Source organism: Parageobacillus toebii NBRC 107807 (assembly GCF_003688615.2).
In the GTDB taxonomy this organism is placed as follows: Bacteria; Bacillota; Bacilli; order Bacillales; family Anoxybacillaceae; genus Parageobacillus_B; species Parageobacillus_B toebii.
In genome coordinates, this window is sequence record NZ_CP049703.1 from 2,010,388 (window position 1) to 2,025,915 (window position 15,528).

Consider the following 15,528-nt stretch of genomic DNA (forward strand, 5'->3'; position numbering starts at 1 on the left):
GCCGATAGGAAATTCCTATCGGCATTTTTCTTTTCCAACTCGAGCATACTATATGTATGACGGAAAGAAAGGAGAATATGCATGGAAAAAGAGCGTTACATACAATCGGAATCAGAAGAAAACCAAGAAACGAAAGAGGAACAAGTAACAGCGGCGATTCAACAGCTAGGTCAAACAAACATTCCGCAAATGACGCCGGATACAAACATTCATTGTTTAACGATTGTCGGGCAAATTGAGGGACATATTCAGCTTCCACCGCAAAATAAAGCGACGAAGTACGAACATGTTATTCCACAAATTGTTGCCATTGAACAAAATCAAAATATTGAAGGCCTGCTCGTTATTTTAAATACGGTAGGCGGAGATGTAGAAGCAGGATTAGCGATTGCGGAAATGCTTGCGTCCTTATCGAAACCGACCGTTTCTATCGTATTAGGAGGCGGTCATTCGATTGGTGTGCCGATTGCGGTTTCTTGTGATTATTCATTTATTACCGAAACGGCAACGATGACGATTCACCCTGTTCGATTGACTGGGCTGGTCATTGGCGTTCCGCAAACATTTGAATATTTGGATAAAATGCAAGAGCGAGTTGTTCGCTTTGTTACAAAACATTCCAAAATTACGGAAGAAAAATTTAAGGAACTTATGTTTTCCAAAGGGAATTTAACGCGTGATATCGGCACCAATGTTGTCGGCCCTGATGCGGTAAAATACGGACTTATTGATGAAGTCGGCGGCGTTGCTCAAGCGATGAACAAATTGCGCGAATTAATTGAACTGAACAAATCAGGGGAAAGGAAGATTGTCCAATGATTTTATATACGATCATGCCGGAACATCTTATCTTCCAAACTGCCAAGGAAGAATACGAAAAACGAACAATGGTATACTATGATGGAATTCCATTTCTTGTACAAAAAACGGAAACCAATGAATATGAAATTGTTCAAAATTTAAGTACGAATCCGCTTCATTTTTTAGAACAAAAATATGCACCAGGAACGAGATTTACGATTTCTTCCACAACATCGTAATGAATTCCATGTCCATTCGTGATATAATTAATAAACAAACGGAAAAAAGCAGCCAAGTATGGCTGCTTTTTTCCAATCTTTCAGTTTGTTTATTGGAGTGAATAGTTGTGGCAAAACGGAAACGACAGAAAAAATCAAGACGGTCAAAGCAGTCAAAGCAACATTGGAAAGAAGCATTTCAATTTGAATTGCTTGGTCTTACGATGTTAGCGATTTCCGTCATCGCGATGGCGCGTCTTGGGCTAGTTGGAAAGACGCTCGTATTTATTGCGCGTTTTTTCTTTGGAGAATGGTATATGCTGCTGTTTGTAGCCTTATTTATATTGTCGTTTTATATCATTTGGAAGCGTGCATGGCCTTCGTTTACTCATCGCATTCTTCTCGGTTTATATATTATCGTTTCCGCGCTTTTATTACTAAGTCACGAAACGTTATTCGATTTGTTGTCCCGACGCGGGCAATTTGACCCTAGCATCATTCGAACAACATGGGAGTTGTTTTGGAACGAAGTGCGGGGAGAATCGGCGAATACTGATTTAGGCGGCGGGATGGTCGGGGCGTTTTTCTTCGCGGCAAGCTATCAATTATTTGATGAACTTGGAACAAAATGGATTTGTTTTTTTCTTTTTATCATCGGGGCCGTTTTCATTACCGGAAAATCATTGAGTGAAACAGTGGGAAAAGTGGTGATCATGATCGCTTCTTTTCTCAAGGAGCAATGGCTGGCGTTTGTTGCGGATATAAAACAATGGGGCGGTAAAAAGCAGGGACGAAAACGGCAAAAAACAAGAACTCCACAACCCGACAAGCAGCATGACAGCACAGAAGAGGAGCCGATCATACAAGAAGGAGAAACGCTCTCTCCTCCGCCGATTATTTCTGATTTTACTGCCGCGCGTTCGAATGAGATAGAACAAGAACGAGAGCAGGAAAACGCAGAAGACATCGAGGAAGAGGCGTCTGGGCCGTTAGCGTTTTCGGAAATGGAAAATATTGATTATCAACTTCCGCCTCTTGAACTGCTCCATCTTCCGAAACAATCAAACCAAGCGAAAGATCATGCAAACATTTATGCAAATGCGCGCAAGCTGGAAAAAACATTTCAAAGCTTCGGTGTAAAGGCGAAAGTAACCCAAGTTCATCTTGGCCCTGCAGTAACGAAATATGAAGTATATCCGGACGTAGGAGTGAAGGTAAGCAAAATTGTTAGTTTGAGCGACGACCTTGCCCTTGCGCTAGCTGCAAAAGACATTCGTATTGAAGCGCCGATTCCCGGAAAATCCGCGATCGGCATTGAAGTTCCAAATGAAGAAATTGCGACCGTTTCTTTAAGAGAAGTGTTAGAAGCGATCGATCATTACAAACATGAAGCGAAACTATTAATTCCGCTAGGCCGTGACATCTCTGGCGAAGTCGTTGCAGCTGAGCTTAACAAAATGCCGCATTTATTAATTGCCGGGGCAACGGGAAGCGGGAAAAGTGTGTGCATCAACGGAATTATCGTAAGCTTGCTTATGCGTACAAAGCCGCATGAAGTAAAATTAATGATGATTGACCCGAAAATGGTAGAATTAAGCGTGTATAACGGAATACCGCATTTGTTGGCTCCGGTTGTGACGAATCCGAAAAAAGCGTCACAAGCGTTAAAAAAGGTTGTTCAAGAAATGGAAAGAAGATATGAATTATTTTCACATACAGGCACACGAAATATCGAAGGGTATAATGAATACGTGCAGCGCCATAATCAAGAATCGGAAGGAAAACAGCCGCTTCTTCCTTATATTGTCGTTATTATTGATGAGCTGGCAGATTTAATGATGGTTGCTTCTTCCGATGTAGAGGATTCGATTACGCGCTTGGCGCAAATGGCGCGCGCGGCAGGAATTCATTTAATTATTGCGACGCAGCGGCCTTCGGTTGACGTCATTACAGGTGTCATTAAAGCAAACATTCCGTCACGGATCGCTTTTAGCGTTTCTTCCCAAACCGATTCGCGGACTATTTTGGATATGGGGGGAGCGGAAAAACTGCTGGGCCGTGGCGATATGCTGTTTTTGCCGATGGGTGCTTCCAAACCGATTCGTGTCCAAGGAGCGTTTGTTTCCGATGAAGAAGTCGAAGAGGTTGTCGATTTTGTTATTTCCCAGCAAAAAGCACAATATTATGAAGAGATGATGGTCAGCGAAGAGAATGGTGAGAGCGAGGAATTTGACGATGAATTGTATGATGAAGCGGTTCGGCTTGTTGTAGAGATGCAAAGTGCTTCGGTTTCCATGCTGCAACGGCGCTTTCGCATCGGTTATAATCGTGCGGCTCGTCTCATAGATGCGATGGAGGCACGTGGAGTTGTTGGACCCTATGAAGGAAGTAAACCTCGCGCTGTACTTATTCCAAAAGAAAATGTAAAAACATCATAGGGGAGCAGGCAAACTTGTTGCCTGCTCTTTTAAAAAATATATCACATTGAAAACGTTATCAATCGTTTTTTGCTTTTTTCGACAAAATTTTTATTTACTATTTATTTATCCCAAAAAAAATGGTATAGTAATCTCGAAGAGTCTACATGTCTAACGTCAGAGGTCTGATATCTGTTGAAATGAAAAATGGGGGATTTTTTCATGTCCATCAAGTCAGACAACCGTCACCTATATTTACAAGTGATTGATCGAATTAAGCGTGATATTGAAACAGGCGTGTATAAAGAAAAACAAAAGCTCCCATCGGAATTTGAATTAGCGAAACAACTAGGTGTCAGCCGTGCAACATTGCGTGAGGCATTGCGTGTTTTAGAGGAAGAAAACGTGATTATTCGCCGGCATGGTGTTGGAACGTTCGTCAATGCAAGACCACTGTTTACATCGGGGATCGAGCAGTTAAGCAGCGTTACTGATATGATTCGGCAGGCAGGTCGAAAACCTGGAACGATTTTTTTATCTTCTTCCATTCAACAGCCGACGGAAGATGACATCCGGAGATTTCAATGTTCGGCGGACGATGACATTCTTTTGATTGAACGTGTCCGTACAGCTGACGGGGAGCCTGTTGTATATTGTATAGACAAAATTTTATGTAAATATTTACCAAAAGGAATTTCCTATGAGCAAGAATCCCTTTTTGAAAACTTACACAATCAGGCGAATCGCGATATTGCTTATGCTGTAGCTCGCATTGAACCGCTCGGTTACCATGAGAAAGTGTCGCCGATTTTGCAATGTGAGCCAGAAACTGCGCTTCTTGTGTTAAAGCAAATGCATTTTGATAAAAATGATGAGCCGATTTTTTATTCCATCAACTATTTCCGTTCTGACAAAATCAGCTTTCATGTACTTCGAAAACGCCTTAGTTTTTAAGGAGGTGACATCCATACATAGAAATATAGGGATGATTTTATAATAAGTAAGAAAGCACAACAATTTTTTTATGGATTAGGGGGTATTCTAATGAAAAAACGATTTGGACTCGCCCTTTCCCTTGTTTTAGCAGCAGGTACACTGTTAAGTGCATGCGGTGGACAAGGGGGGAATAATGCTGGTGACAAAGGCAAAGACACGTTTAGTGTTGCGATGGTAACAGACGTTGGCGGTATTGATGACAAATCTTTCAACCAATCTGCTTGGGAAGGTTTGCAAAAGTTTGGAAAAGAGAATGGCTTGAAAAAAGGCCGAGGCGGTTATGATTATTTACAATCATCAAGCGATGCTGACTATCCGACAAACTTAAATAAGCTTGTGCGCAGCGACTTTGATTTGATTTATGGAATTGGATATTTAATGGGAGATGCAGTAAAAGAAGTTGCTGAACAAAACCCGAAAAAGCATTTTGCGATCGTTGACACGGTTGTTGAACAACCAAACGTAGCTAGCATTACGTTCAAAGAGCATGAAGGTTCATTCCTTGTTGGTGTCGTTGCCGGCTTAACAACAAAAACGAATAAAATCGGATTTATCGGCGGCATGGAAATTCCATTAATTGAAAAGTTTGAAAGCGGATTCCTTGCAGGAGTAAAAGCTGTTAATCCGAAAGCGAAAGTCGAAGTGCAATATGCCGGTGCGTTTGACCAAGCGGATAAAGGAAAAGCGATTGCATCAAGCATGTATGCTTCCGGAGTCGATGTCATTTATCATGCCGCTGGCGGAACAGGAAATGGTTTGTTCTCTGAAGCAAAAGACTTGAAAAAGAAAGATCCGAACCGTGAAATTTGGGTAATCGGTGTGGATAAAGACCAATCGCCTGAAGGTGTTGTGAAAGTTGGCGGCAAAACGTATAACGTTACATTAACATCGATGGTAAAACGTGTCGATGTGGCTGTATATGACTTGGCAAAACGAGCAAAAGATGGTGATTTCCCTGGCGGAAAAACGCTTGAATATGGTCTTCAAGAAGACGGGGTTGGCATTGCGCCTACACAAGACAACATTAAGCCGGAAGTGTTAAAAGCAGTCGATGAATGGAAGCAAAAAATCATCAAAGGCGAAGTAAAAGTTCCAATGACTCGCAAAGAATACAAACAGTTTGAAGCATCCTTAAAATAATTGAATGAAAAGGCTAGTGGTTACGCTAGCCTTTTATTCGCCAAAAATCATAAAATGAAAGGCTGCAATCGGATATTGCATCCTTCCATTTTATGATTTTACCTTGCTTAAGTAAGGAGTGAATTTATTTGGAATATGTTATTGAAATGTTGAACATTCGAAAAGTGTTTGGCAATTTTGTCGCAAACGACAACATTACATTGCAGTTAAAAAAGGGGGAAATTCATGCGCTCTTAGGGGAAAACGGAGCAGGAAAATCGACGCTCATGAACGTGCTGTTTGGCCTTTATCAGCCGGATGGCGGCGAGATTCGCGTAAAGGGCCAAAAGGTAAACATTACTGATCCAAACGTTGCGAATGAACTTGGGATTGGCATGGTGCATCAACATTTTATGCTTGTTGATACGTTTACAGTCACGGAAAACATTATTTTAGGTAGTGAACCGAAAAAAGGCGGAATCATTGATATAAAGCGCGCAGAACAAGAAGTACGCGAACTGTCGGAACGGTACGGCCTTGCGGTAGACCCGACGGCAAAAATCGCTGATATTTCGGTTGGCATGCAGCAGCGCGTCGAGATTTTAAAAACGCTATATCGCGGGGCGGACATTTTAATTTTTGACGAACCAACGGCAGTGTTGACTCCGCAGGAAATACATGAACTGATTCAAATTATGAAAAAGTTGGTGAAAGAAGGAAAATCGATTATTTTAATTACCCATAAGTTAAAGGAAATAATGGAAGTATGCGATCGTGTCACCGTTATTCGCCGCGGAAAAGGAATCGCTACTTTAAATGTTTCAGAAACAAATCCAAATGAGCTTGCCTCTCTTATGGTCGGCCGCGAAGTGCAGTTTAAAACAGAAAAAAAACCAGCACAGCCAGGCAAACCAGTGCTGGAAATTAAAGATTTAGTCGTAAAAGACGCGCGCGGCGTGGCTGCCGTCAATCATTTAGACTTAACGGTGCATGCTGGAGAAATTGTGGGTATTGCAGGGGTAGACGGCAATGGGCAGACAGAACTGATTGAGGCGCTTACAGGGCTTGTTAAGGTGGAATCGGGATCGATTTTGTTGAACGGCCGCGATATTACGAACCTTCCGCCGCGAAAAATTACCGAAGCAGGCGTCGGCCATATCCCGCAGGATCGCCATAAACATGGCCTTGTTCTGGACTTTCCAATTGGGGAAAATATGGTGCTGCAAACATATTACAAATCCCCATATTCGAAACGCGGAATTTTAAATTTTAAAGCGATTTACGACAAAGCGCGTCAGCTTATTGCCGAATTCGATGTGCGCACGCCGGACGAATTTACGAAAGCGCGCGCCCTGTCTGGCGGGAACCAACAAAAAGCGATTATCGGCCGGGAAGTAGATCGAAATCCAGATTTGCTTATTGCTGCACAGCCAACACGCGGTCTGGATGTTGGGGCAATTGAATTTATTCATAAACGTTTAATTGAACAGCGTGATCAAGGAAAAGCGGTGCTTCTTGTTTCATTTGAGCTAGATGAAGTCATGAATGTAAGTGACCGTATTGCTGTTATTTACGAAGGAAAAATTGTTGCCATCGTTGATCCGAAAGAGACGACAGAGCAAGAACTCGGATTATTAATGGCGGGAAGTAAACGGAAGGAAGCAGGTGTGTCTTCATGAAGTTGAGTGAACTTAAAAAATTTTTTGTTTCCACATCGTCTGCCTTTGTTGTTCCTGTATTGGCCGTATTGTTAGGGATGATTGTCGGTGCGGTTGTAATGATCGCAAGCGGTTATAATCCGCTCGCCGGATATTCGTCTCTTCTATACGGTGCATTTGGCGATCCATATTACATTGGAGAAACGATTCGACAAACGACACCTTATATTTTAGCAGGTCTTGCAGTTGCTTTTGCCTTCCGTACCGGTTTGTTTAACATCGGTGTAGAAGGTCAGCTTATTGTTGGCTGGCTTGCGGCGGTATGGGTCGGTGTATCGTTTGAACTTCCAAAGGTCATTCACCTGCCGATGGCGATTTTAGCGGCAGCGCTGGCAGGAGCGATATGGGCGCTCATTCCAGGGATTTTAAAGGCGTATTTAAGAGTCCATGAAGTGATTGTTACCATTATGATGAACTATATTGCCCTTCATGTGACAAACGCTATTATTCGCTCTGTTTTATCGGATGAAGGGTTTAAATCAAAGCCTGTGCATGAAAGCGCATCGCTTCGTTCGGAGTTTTTAGAATCCATTACGTATCACTCTTCCGTACATTATGGCATTATTTTCGCGATCATCGGTGCGGTCGTTATGTGGTTTCTTCTTGAAAAAACGACAAAAGGATTTGAACTGCGCGCTGTTGGGTTTAACCAGCATGCTTCTCAATATGCAGGAATGAATGTAAAAGCAAATATTATTTTATCCATGATCATTTCTGGAGCATTCGCTGGAATCGCTGGGGCGATGGAAGGTCTCGGCACTTTCGGAAATATTTCCGTGAAAGCCGGTTTTACCGGTGTAGGATTTGATGGAATTGCTGTGGCGCTGATTGGCGGAAACAACGCATTTGGAATACTGCTATCAGCATTATTATTTGGCGCGTTGAAAGTTGGGGCGCTTGAAATGCCGTCAAGCGCTGGTGTGCCAACAGAACTAGTGGATATTATTATTGCACTCATTATTTTCTTTGTCGCGTCAAGTTATGTCATTCGTTTATTACTATCTCGTTTGAAAAAGGGGGCGGAATAAGTGAGCGTCTATGAAGTATTGCAAGTAATTATTCCTTCTGCCATTTTCTTTGCTGCTCCCCTTATTTTTACAGCGCTTGGCGGCGTATTTAGCGAACGATCCGGCGTTGTGAATATTGGTTTAGAAGGGTTAATGACTATTGGAGCATTTATTGGCATTGTTTTCAATTTAACGTTTGCTGATAAATTTGGAGCGCTTACCCCATGGCTCGCTTTACTCGTTGCGATGGTTGTCGGCACCATTTTTTCGCTGTTTCATGCCGTTGCATCTATTTCGTTTCGCGCCGATCAAGTGGTTAGCGGTGTGGCGATTAACTTTTTAGCGCTTGGATTGTCGCTCTTTTTAGTCAAAAAAATATACGGAAAAGGGCAAACCGATCAGATTCAAGTTGGATTTGATAAAATAGACATTCCGGTATTAAGTGATATTCCGGTGATCGGGCCGCTCTTTTTCTCCAATATGTACATTCCATCATATTTGGCGATTATTTTGGCGTTTGTCGTATGGTATGTCATTTACAAAACGCCGTTTGGCCTTCGTCTTCGTGCAGTCGGTGAACATCCGATGGCAGCGGATACGATGGGAATTAATGTGACGAAAATGCGCTATATTGCCGTTATGATCAGCGGAGCGTTAGGTGGGCTTGGCGGTGCGGTGTATGCGATGATCATTTCGCGCGATTTCAGCCATGCGACGATTTCCGGGCACGGCTTTATGGCGCTTGCAGCGATGATTTTCGGAAAATGGCATCCGATTGGGGCGATGGGAGCGGCGTTGTTCTTTGGTTTGGCACAAAGTTTAAGTATAGTTGGAAAAACGCTTCCATTTTTAAAAGATGTACCGACGGTTTATTTGCTGATTGCTCCATATGTGCTAACGATTTTAGCGCTTGCCGGCTTTATCGGGCGCGCGGAAGCACCGAAAGCTTTAGGTACGCCTTATATTAAAGGAAAACGGTAAAAGACGTAATGAAAATCGTGAAAAAAGAACTCGATCGTAAAGTTCGAGTTCTTTTTTGCTTTTATTTGCATTTTATGTTTTGTGAAAGGTATATTGTTGATATGATGAACACAACAATAAAAATATCGATAAGTTTACAAAGGAGGAGTTCGATTGATCAATGAAAAAATAACGACAATCCAAAACATGAACGTCCATACGATTCCGACCGATAAATATAAAACAAATACACTTGTATGGAAAATGAAAGCACCGCTTACAAAAGAAACGGTTACGTTACGCGCGCTTTTGCCGTATGTGCTTCAAAGCGGCACGGCGGAGTACCCAAGTGTAAAACAATTGCGCACATATTTAGATGAACTGTATGGCGCAACATTAAATGTGGATTTATCGAAAAAAGGCGAAAGCCATATTATTACGATTCGAATCGATGTGGCAAACGAAGTGTTTTTACAAGAGAAAATTCCGCTTCTTCGCAAAGCGCTCAAGCTGTTAAGCGATGTTGTTCTTCGTCCTGCTTTGCAAGACGGCCGGTTTGTCGATCACATTGTCGCACAAGAAAAGCGAGCGCTTAAGCAGCGTATTCAAGCCGTGTACGACGATAAAATGCGGTATGCCAACTTGCGGCTTATTCAGGAAATGTGCAAAGGAGAACCGTATGCCCTGCACGCGAATGGCGAGCTAGACGATGTGGATCGCATTACTGCAGAGCAGCTGTTTCAATATTATAAAAAAACGCTGGAAGAAGATGAAATCGATTTATACGTCATCGGTGATGTACAAGAAGAGACCGTATTGGAAGCAGTTGCATCGCATTTTTTACTGCCAAACCGCACGGTTCGCGCATCTGTGAAAGAAACAGTTTCAACTAAAACGCGCGATAAAGTAAATGAAGTGATCGAAAAACAAGATGTCAAACAAGGAAAATTGAACATCGGTTATCGGACGAACGTCACGTATGAAGACGATGACTATTACGCTCTCCAAATGTTTAATGGCATTTTTGGCGGTTTTTCTCATTCGAAATTGTTTATCAATGTTCGTGAAAAAGCAAGCTTAGCGTATTACGCGGCTTCGCGTTTAGAAAGCCATAAAGGGTTATTAATGGTGATGTCCGGCATCGAACCGTCCAATTATCAAAAAGCGTTGCAAATTATTGAAAAACAAATGGAAGCGATGAAAAACGGCGATTTTACCGATGAAGAAATCACGCAAACAAAAGCGGTTATTCGCAATCAATTGTTAGAAACGATTGATACGCCGCGCGGATTGGTGGAAGTGCTTTACCATAACGTTGTCTCAAAGCGGAAACGGCCAATTGAAGAATGGCTATCAGGTGCAGATCGCGTATCGCGGGAGGAAATCGTGCGCGTTGCGGGCAAGGTCGAGCTCGACACGATTTACTTCCTGACCGGAATGGAGGGAGCGGAATAATTATGGAGAAAATTGTATACGAACAGCTGCAAGAACAACTGTTTTATGAAAAAATGGAAAATGGTTTAGATGTGTACATTTTGCCAAAAAAGGGGTTTCATAAAACGTACGCAACGTTTACGACCAAATATGGATCGGTCGACAATCAATTCGTTCCGCTCGGAAAGACCGAGATGAAGCAGGTGCCGGATGGAATCGCTCACTTTTTAGAGCATAAACTGTTTGAAAAAGAAGATGGCGATGTGTTCCAGCAGTTCAGTAAACAAGGAGCATCCGCAAACGCCTTCACCACGTTTACGCGTACGGCCTACTTGTTTTCGAGTACAGCAAATGTGGAAAAAAATTTAGAAACGCTCATCGATTTTGTGCAAAGCCCATATTTTTCCGATCAAACGGTAGAAAAAGAAAAAGGAATTATCGGCCAAGAAATTCGCATGTATGATGACAATCCGGACTGGCGCGTTTATTTCGGCGTCATTGAAAGCTTGTATCAAAACCATCCGGTGAAAATTGATATTGCCGGTACGGTTGAATCCATTTCTCATATTACGAAAGAATTGTTATATGAATGTTACGAAACGTTTTACCATCCGAGCAATATGCTGCTTTTTATCGTCGGGCCGGTCGATGAACAAAAAATAATGCAGCAAATTCGCGATAACCAAGCAAAAAAATCGTTTCCGCAAGCTAGTGAGATTCAGCGCTTTGTGTACGATGAACCGAAAGAGAGAGCGGAAGAAAAGAAAGTCATTCCGATGCACGTGCAAACGAGTAAATGTCTTGTCGGAATCAAGGCGCCAACTGTTCACCCAGCCGGCAAAGAAAAATTAATTCATGAGTTAGCGTTCAATGTTTTGTTAGATTATTTATTCGGAAAAAGTTCGCCGCATTATGAACGGTTGTATCAGCTTGGGCTTATTGATGAAACATTTATGTACGATTATACAGAAGAGCGGGAATTTGGCTTTGCCATGGTCGGCGGGGATACGAGCGATCCAGATCGGCTTAGCGAAGAAGTGAAACAAATATTGTTGTCCTTTTCCGGTGATTCCATGACAGAATCAGAATTAGAGAGAGTGAAAAAGAAAAAAATCGGTGCGTTTTTACGCTCGCTTAACTCTCCAGAATATATCGCCAACCAGTTTACGCGATACGCATTTAACGAAGTAAGCTTGTTTGATGTTATTCCAGTATTACAATCATTAACGATCGAACAGATGGATCAAATTGCAAAACAATGTTTCCGCGAATCCCAAATTGCGGTATGCCAAGTTGTTCCAAAAGAAAGAAAGTAGCATCCTTCATTATGGAGGGTGCTTTTTTAGGGGGATTATCATGAAATATGCGCTTATTACTGGAGCAAGCGGAGGAATTGGGACAAGCATCGCCCGCCAACTTGCTTCTGATGGTTACGGGCTTTTTTTGCATTATCATCGCCGGTATGAACGAGTAGAAAAACTGAAAAACGAGTTAGCAAATGTCCATGTCATTCCTGTCCAAGCGGATCTTTCGGATGAAAATGGAGCAAGCATGCTTCTTTCTCAAATCAATCGTCCCATCGATGTCATTATTCATAATAGCGGAAACAGCTATTACGGTCTCATTACGGATATGAGCGATGAGCTTGTTAGGAAAATGGTTCAGCTTCATGTGACAAGTCCGATTTTATTGACGAAAAAACTACTGCCGCGGATGATTGCGAACAAGCGGGGAAACATCGTTGTTATTTCTTCGATTTGGGGACTTACAGGTGCTTCTTGCGAAGTCGTCTATTCCATGGTCAAAGGCGGACAAAATGCGTTTGTAAAAGCGCTCGCAAAAGAAGTGGCGCCCAGCGGAATTCGTGTGAATGCCGTCGCTCCAGGGGCCATTGATACAGATATGTTGCGCCGGTTCAGTGATGAGGAATTGCAATCCATTGCGGACGATATTCCGATCGGGCGTATTGGCACACCCGATGAGGTTGCGAAAACAGTGTCATTTTTGCTTTCCGATGCTGCTTCATACATAACGGGACAAATTATTTCCGTCAATGGCGGTTGGTACTGTTAAGTATATTTTATCAAAAAGCAGGCAAACTATCCTTGAAACGAAAATGAAGGAGGTTAAACATATGTCTGTATTAGATAACTTTGAACAATGGAAAGACTTCCTGGCAAATCGTCTTGAACAAGCGCAGCAACAAGGATTAAGCCAACAAGTGATTTCAGACATCGCTTATCAAATCGGTGATTACCTAGCAAAACAAGTAGATCCAAAAAACCCGGAAGAACGGTTGCTTGCGGACCTTTGGAAGGTTGCAGACGAACAAGAGCAGCACGCTATCGCCAACATGATGGTAAAATTAGTGCAACAACAATAACGTGTAGAGAGGGGTTCCCTCTCTTTTTTCATTCCAGTCCCTTTTCTGTTGCTTTTCCATTCGATATTATAGTAGTATGAATTTATCATAGGGAGTTTGTGCGGGCATTAAGGATGAGGGAGGAAAGATGGGATGGGGAAGCAAGAGTGGTATTTGGAATATGAGATACATATTAATCGCCCGGGTTTGTTAGGCGATGTTGCTTCATTATTAGGAATGCTGTCTATTAATATCGTTACGATTAACGGTGTCCGCGATTCGCGGCGCGGCATGCTTCTACTTTGTGATAATAACGAACAAATCGAACGATTGTCTACCATTTTGCAAACGATGGATAATATTACAGTGACGAAGCTGCGCCAGCCAAAACTGCTTGATCGCCTTGCCGTCCGCCACGGCCGCTACATTCAGCGGGATGCCGATGACAAAAAAACGTTCCGCTTTGTCCGTGACGAGCTCGGGCTGCTTGTTGATTTTATGGCGGAAATTTTTAAAGAGAAAGGCCATAAACTTATTGGCATCCGCGGAATGCCGCGCGTCGGCAAAACCGAGTCGATCGTTGCGGCAAGTGTTTGTGCGAATAAACGATGGCTTTTTGTATCCTCAACGCTGATTAAGCAGACGGTGCGCAGCCAGCTGATCGAAGGCGAATATAGCGAAGATAATATTTTTATTATTGACGCCATCGTGTCTACTCGGCGGGCAAATGAGAGACATTGGCAACTGATTCGCGAACTGATGCGCCTTGAGGCGACAAAAGTGGTGGAACACCCAGATATTTTTGTCCGCCATACCGAATACACTCTTGATGATTTTGACTATATTATTGAGTTGCGCCATGATCCAAATGAAGAGATTACGTACGATGTCATTGATCAGCCGTCACTGTTTGGAAACGATGTTTTTTCAGAATTTGATTTTTAACCAAAAAATGGAAGGTGTTTGTCGTTGACGGAACTAGGTAAACGTTTGAAGGAAGCAAGAGAAGCGAAAAACATTAGTTTGGACGAGTTGCAAGAGATGACGAAAATTCAAAAGCGCTATTTAATCGGTATTGAAGAAGGAAATTATGCGATTATGCCGGGGAATTTTTATGTTCGGGCGTTCATTAGGCAATACGCCGAAGCAGTTGGGCTTGACCCGGATGAAATATTTGAACAGTACAAACAAGATATTCCACAATCATATGATGAAGAAATCCCTCAGCAATTATCGCGAGTAAAAACGCGGCAACAAATTTCACCGAACAGCACGAAATGGTTAGATTTGCTTCCAAAATTGCTTATTGCTGCAGGGATTGTCGGCATTGCTGTTGTGATTTGGCTGTTTTTGCAACATAATAACGCAGAGGACAAACCGCAAAATCAAATTGCCGGGGAGACAACGGAGGTAGAACGCTCGAAAAATTCACCGCTTGAAAAAGCGAAAAAAGAAGAAAAAGAGAAAAAACAAGAAACTGAGGACAAACAACCAAAAGCGGAAAAAGAAACGGAAAAATCACCTTCTTCAGCTGCGACGCTTACTGTTGTCGAAACACGCGGTAATTTATCGACAATCGAATTAACAAATACAAACGAATTTGTTATTGAATTGACGTCAAAAGGAAACTCTTGGGTAGAGGTATATAATACAAAAGGTCACTCCTTTTTCAAAGGAAATTTAACGAACGGGCAAACGCAAACGTTTGACTTATCAGCAGAGGCGGAAGTGTTTGTAAAAATCGGGAGAACGCTCGATGTTGACATAAAAGTAAATGGACAACCTTTCACCTATCCAATGGACCCAAAAGACGAAGTATATCAAAAAATGAAATTTATCTTTAAAAAATCATAAAGTCATCTTTCCTGTAGATGGCTCTTTTCACATGTTTGCTAGCGGAGGTATTCAGAGTGAATTTACCTAATAAAATAACAGTAGCAAGAATTATGCTAATACCGTTATTTTTGATTGTCATGTTAGTTCCGTTTGGATGGGGCAGCGTGAAAATAGGAACAGACACGCTGCCAATTGCCCATCTGATTGGTGCGCTTATTTTCATTATTGCCTCGACAACTGACTGGATTGACGGATATTATGCCCGTAAATATCAGCTAGTAACTAATTTAGGAAAGTTTTTAGATCCGCTTGCGGATAAACTGCTTGTATCGGCAGCGCTCATTGTACTTGTTGAGCTAAAGGCCGCTCCTTCATGGATGGTGATCATCATCATTAGCCGTGAATTTGCGGTTACGGGGCTTCGGCTTGTGCTTGCAGGAGAAGGGGAAGTAATGGCTGCCAACATGCTTGGTAAAATTAAAACATGGACGCAGATTGTCGCCATTTCCGCTCTTCTTTTACATAATTTCCCTTTTTCTCTTATTTCATTTCCGTTTGCCGATTTAGCGCTTTGGGTTGCAGTCATTTTTACGATTTGGTCCGGATGGGATTACTTTGCGAAAAATAAACATGCTTTTTTGCATTCAAAGTAGAAAGATG

The 15,528-nt window shown here is 42.3% G+C and carries 15 protein-coding genes; all 15 read left to right on the forward strand.

Annotated elements, in window-relative coordinates:
- Positions 1-81 precede the first annotated feature (81 nt).
- The 15 genes from DER53_RS10425 (at position 82) to pgsA (ending at position 15,521) form a co-directional block, all read left to right on the forward strand.
- Positions 82-819 (forward strand): ClpP family protease, encoded by a 738-nt coding sequence (locus DER53_RS10425; protein WP_015863504.1) that lies wholly within the window; start codon positions 82-84, stop codon positions 817-819.
- Positions 816-1,040, forward strand: coding sequence for a YlzJ-like family protein (locus DER53_RS10430; protein ID WP_015863505.1), 225 nt, complete (start codon positions 816-818; stop codon positions 1,038-1,040). The genes DER53_RS10425 and DER53_RS10430 overlap by 4 nt, the downstream gene beginning before the upstream one ends.
- Positions 1,041-1,147: 107 nt before the next feature.
- Positions 1,148-3,457 (forward strand): DNA translocase FtsK, encoded by a 2,310-nt coding sequence (locus DER53_RS10435; RefSeq protein ID WP_062753335.1) that lies wholly within the window; start codon positions 1,148-1,150, stop codon positions 3,455-3,457.
- A gap of 201 nt (positions 3,458-3,658) precedes the next feature.
- Positions 3,659-4,390 (forward strand): GntR family transcriptional regulator, encoded by a 732-nt coding sequence (locus DER53_RS10440; RefSeq protein ID WP_015863507.1) that lies wholly within the window; start codon positions 3,659-3,661, stop codon positions 4,388-4,390.
- Between the two features lie 90 nt (positions 4,391-4,480).
- Positions 4,481-5,572, forward strand: a complete 1,092-nt coding sequence (locus DER53_RS10445) for a BMP family lipoprotein (protein WP_062753334.1) — start codon at positions 4,481-4,483, stop codon at positions 5,570-5,572.
- A 128-nt stretch (positions 5,573-5,700) separates the two neighbouring features.
- The gene (locus tag DER53_RS10450; protein WP_062678192.1) at positions 5,701-7,230 is read left to right on the forward strand and encodes an ABC transporter ATP-binding protein; all 1,530 of its coding nucleotides are present in this window, start codon (positions 5,701-5,703) and stop codon (positions 7,228-7,230) included.
- A complete protein-coding gene (locus tag DER53_RS10455) occupies positions 7,227-8,297 on the forward strand; it encodes an ABC transporter permease (protein ID WP_062753333.1) in 1,071 nt (356 codons plus the stop codon). Before DER53_RS10450 ends, DER53_RS10455 begins: the two co-directional genes overlap by 4 nt.
- A complete protein-coding gene (locus DER53_RS10460) occupies positions 8,298-9,257 on the forward strand; it encodes an ABC transporter permease (protein ID WP_015863511.1) in 960 nt (319 codons plus the stop codon).
- A gap of 153 nt (positions 9,258-9,410) precedes the next feature.
- Entirely contained in the window at positions 9,411-10,691 is a 1,281-nt protein-coding gene (gene yfmF / locus DER53_RS10465) for an EF-P 5-aminopentanol modification-associated protein YfmF (protein WP_062753332.1), read from the forward strand.
- Between the two features lie 2 nt (positions 10,692-10,693).
- Positions 10,694-11,986 (forward strand): EF-P 5-aminopentanol modification-associated protein YfmH, encoded by a 1,293-nt coding sequence (gene yfmH, locus DER53_RS10470; protein WP_015863513.1) that lies wholly within the window; start codon positions 10,694-10,696, stop codon positions 11,984-11,986.
- Positions 11,987-12,026: 40 nt separating this feature from the next.
- Positions 12,027-12,743: an elongation factor P 5-aminopentanone reductase gene (gene ymfI, locus DER53_RS10475; RefSeq protein ID WP_015863514.1), complete on the forward strand. Its 717-nt coding sequence runs from the start codon at positions 12,027-12,029 to the stop codon at positions 12,741-12,743.
- A gap of 61 nt (positions 12,744-12,804) precedes the next feature.
- Complete coding sequence (locus tag DER53_RS10480) at positions 12,805-13,053, forward strand: DUF3243 domain-containing protein (RefSeq protein ID WP_062678189.1); 249 nt, start codon at positions 12,805-12,807, stop codon at positions 13,051-13,053.
- Between the two features lie 132 nt (positions 13,054-13,185).
- On the forward strand, positions 13,186-13,977 hold the full coding sequence (locus DER53_RS10485; protein ID WP_015863516.1) for a DUF3388 domain-containing protein: 792 nt from the start codon (positions 13,186-13,188) through the stop codon (positions 13,975-13,977).
- A 24-nt stretch (positions 13,978-14,001) separates the two neighbouring features.
- Positions 14,002-14,886, forward strand: coding sequence for a helix-turn-helix domain-containing protein (locus DER53_RS10490; protein ID WP_062753330.1), 885 nt, complete (start codon positions 14,002-14,004; stop codon positions 14,884-14,886).
- 56 nt (positions 14,887-14,942) lie between these two features.
- On the forward strand, positions 14,943-15,521 hold the full coding sequence (gene pgsA, locus DER53_RS10495; protein ID WP_015863518.1) for a CDP-diacylglycerol--glycerol-3-phosphate 3-phosphatidyltransferase: 579 nt from the start codon (positions 14,943-14,945) through the stop codon (positions 15,519-15,521).
- Positions 15,522-15,528 lie beyond the last annotated feature (7 nt).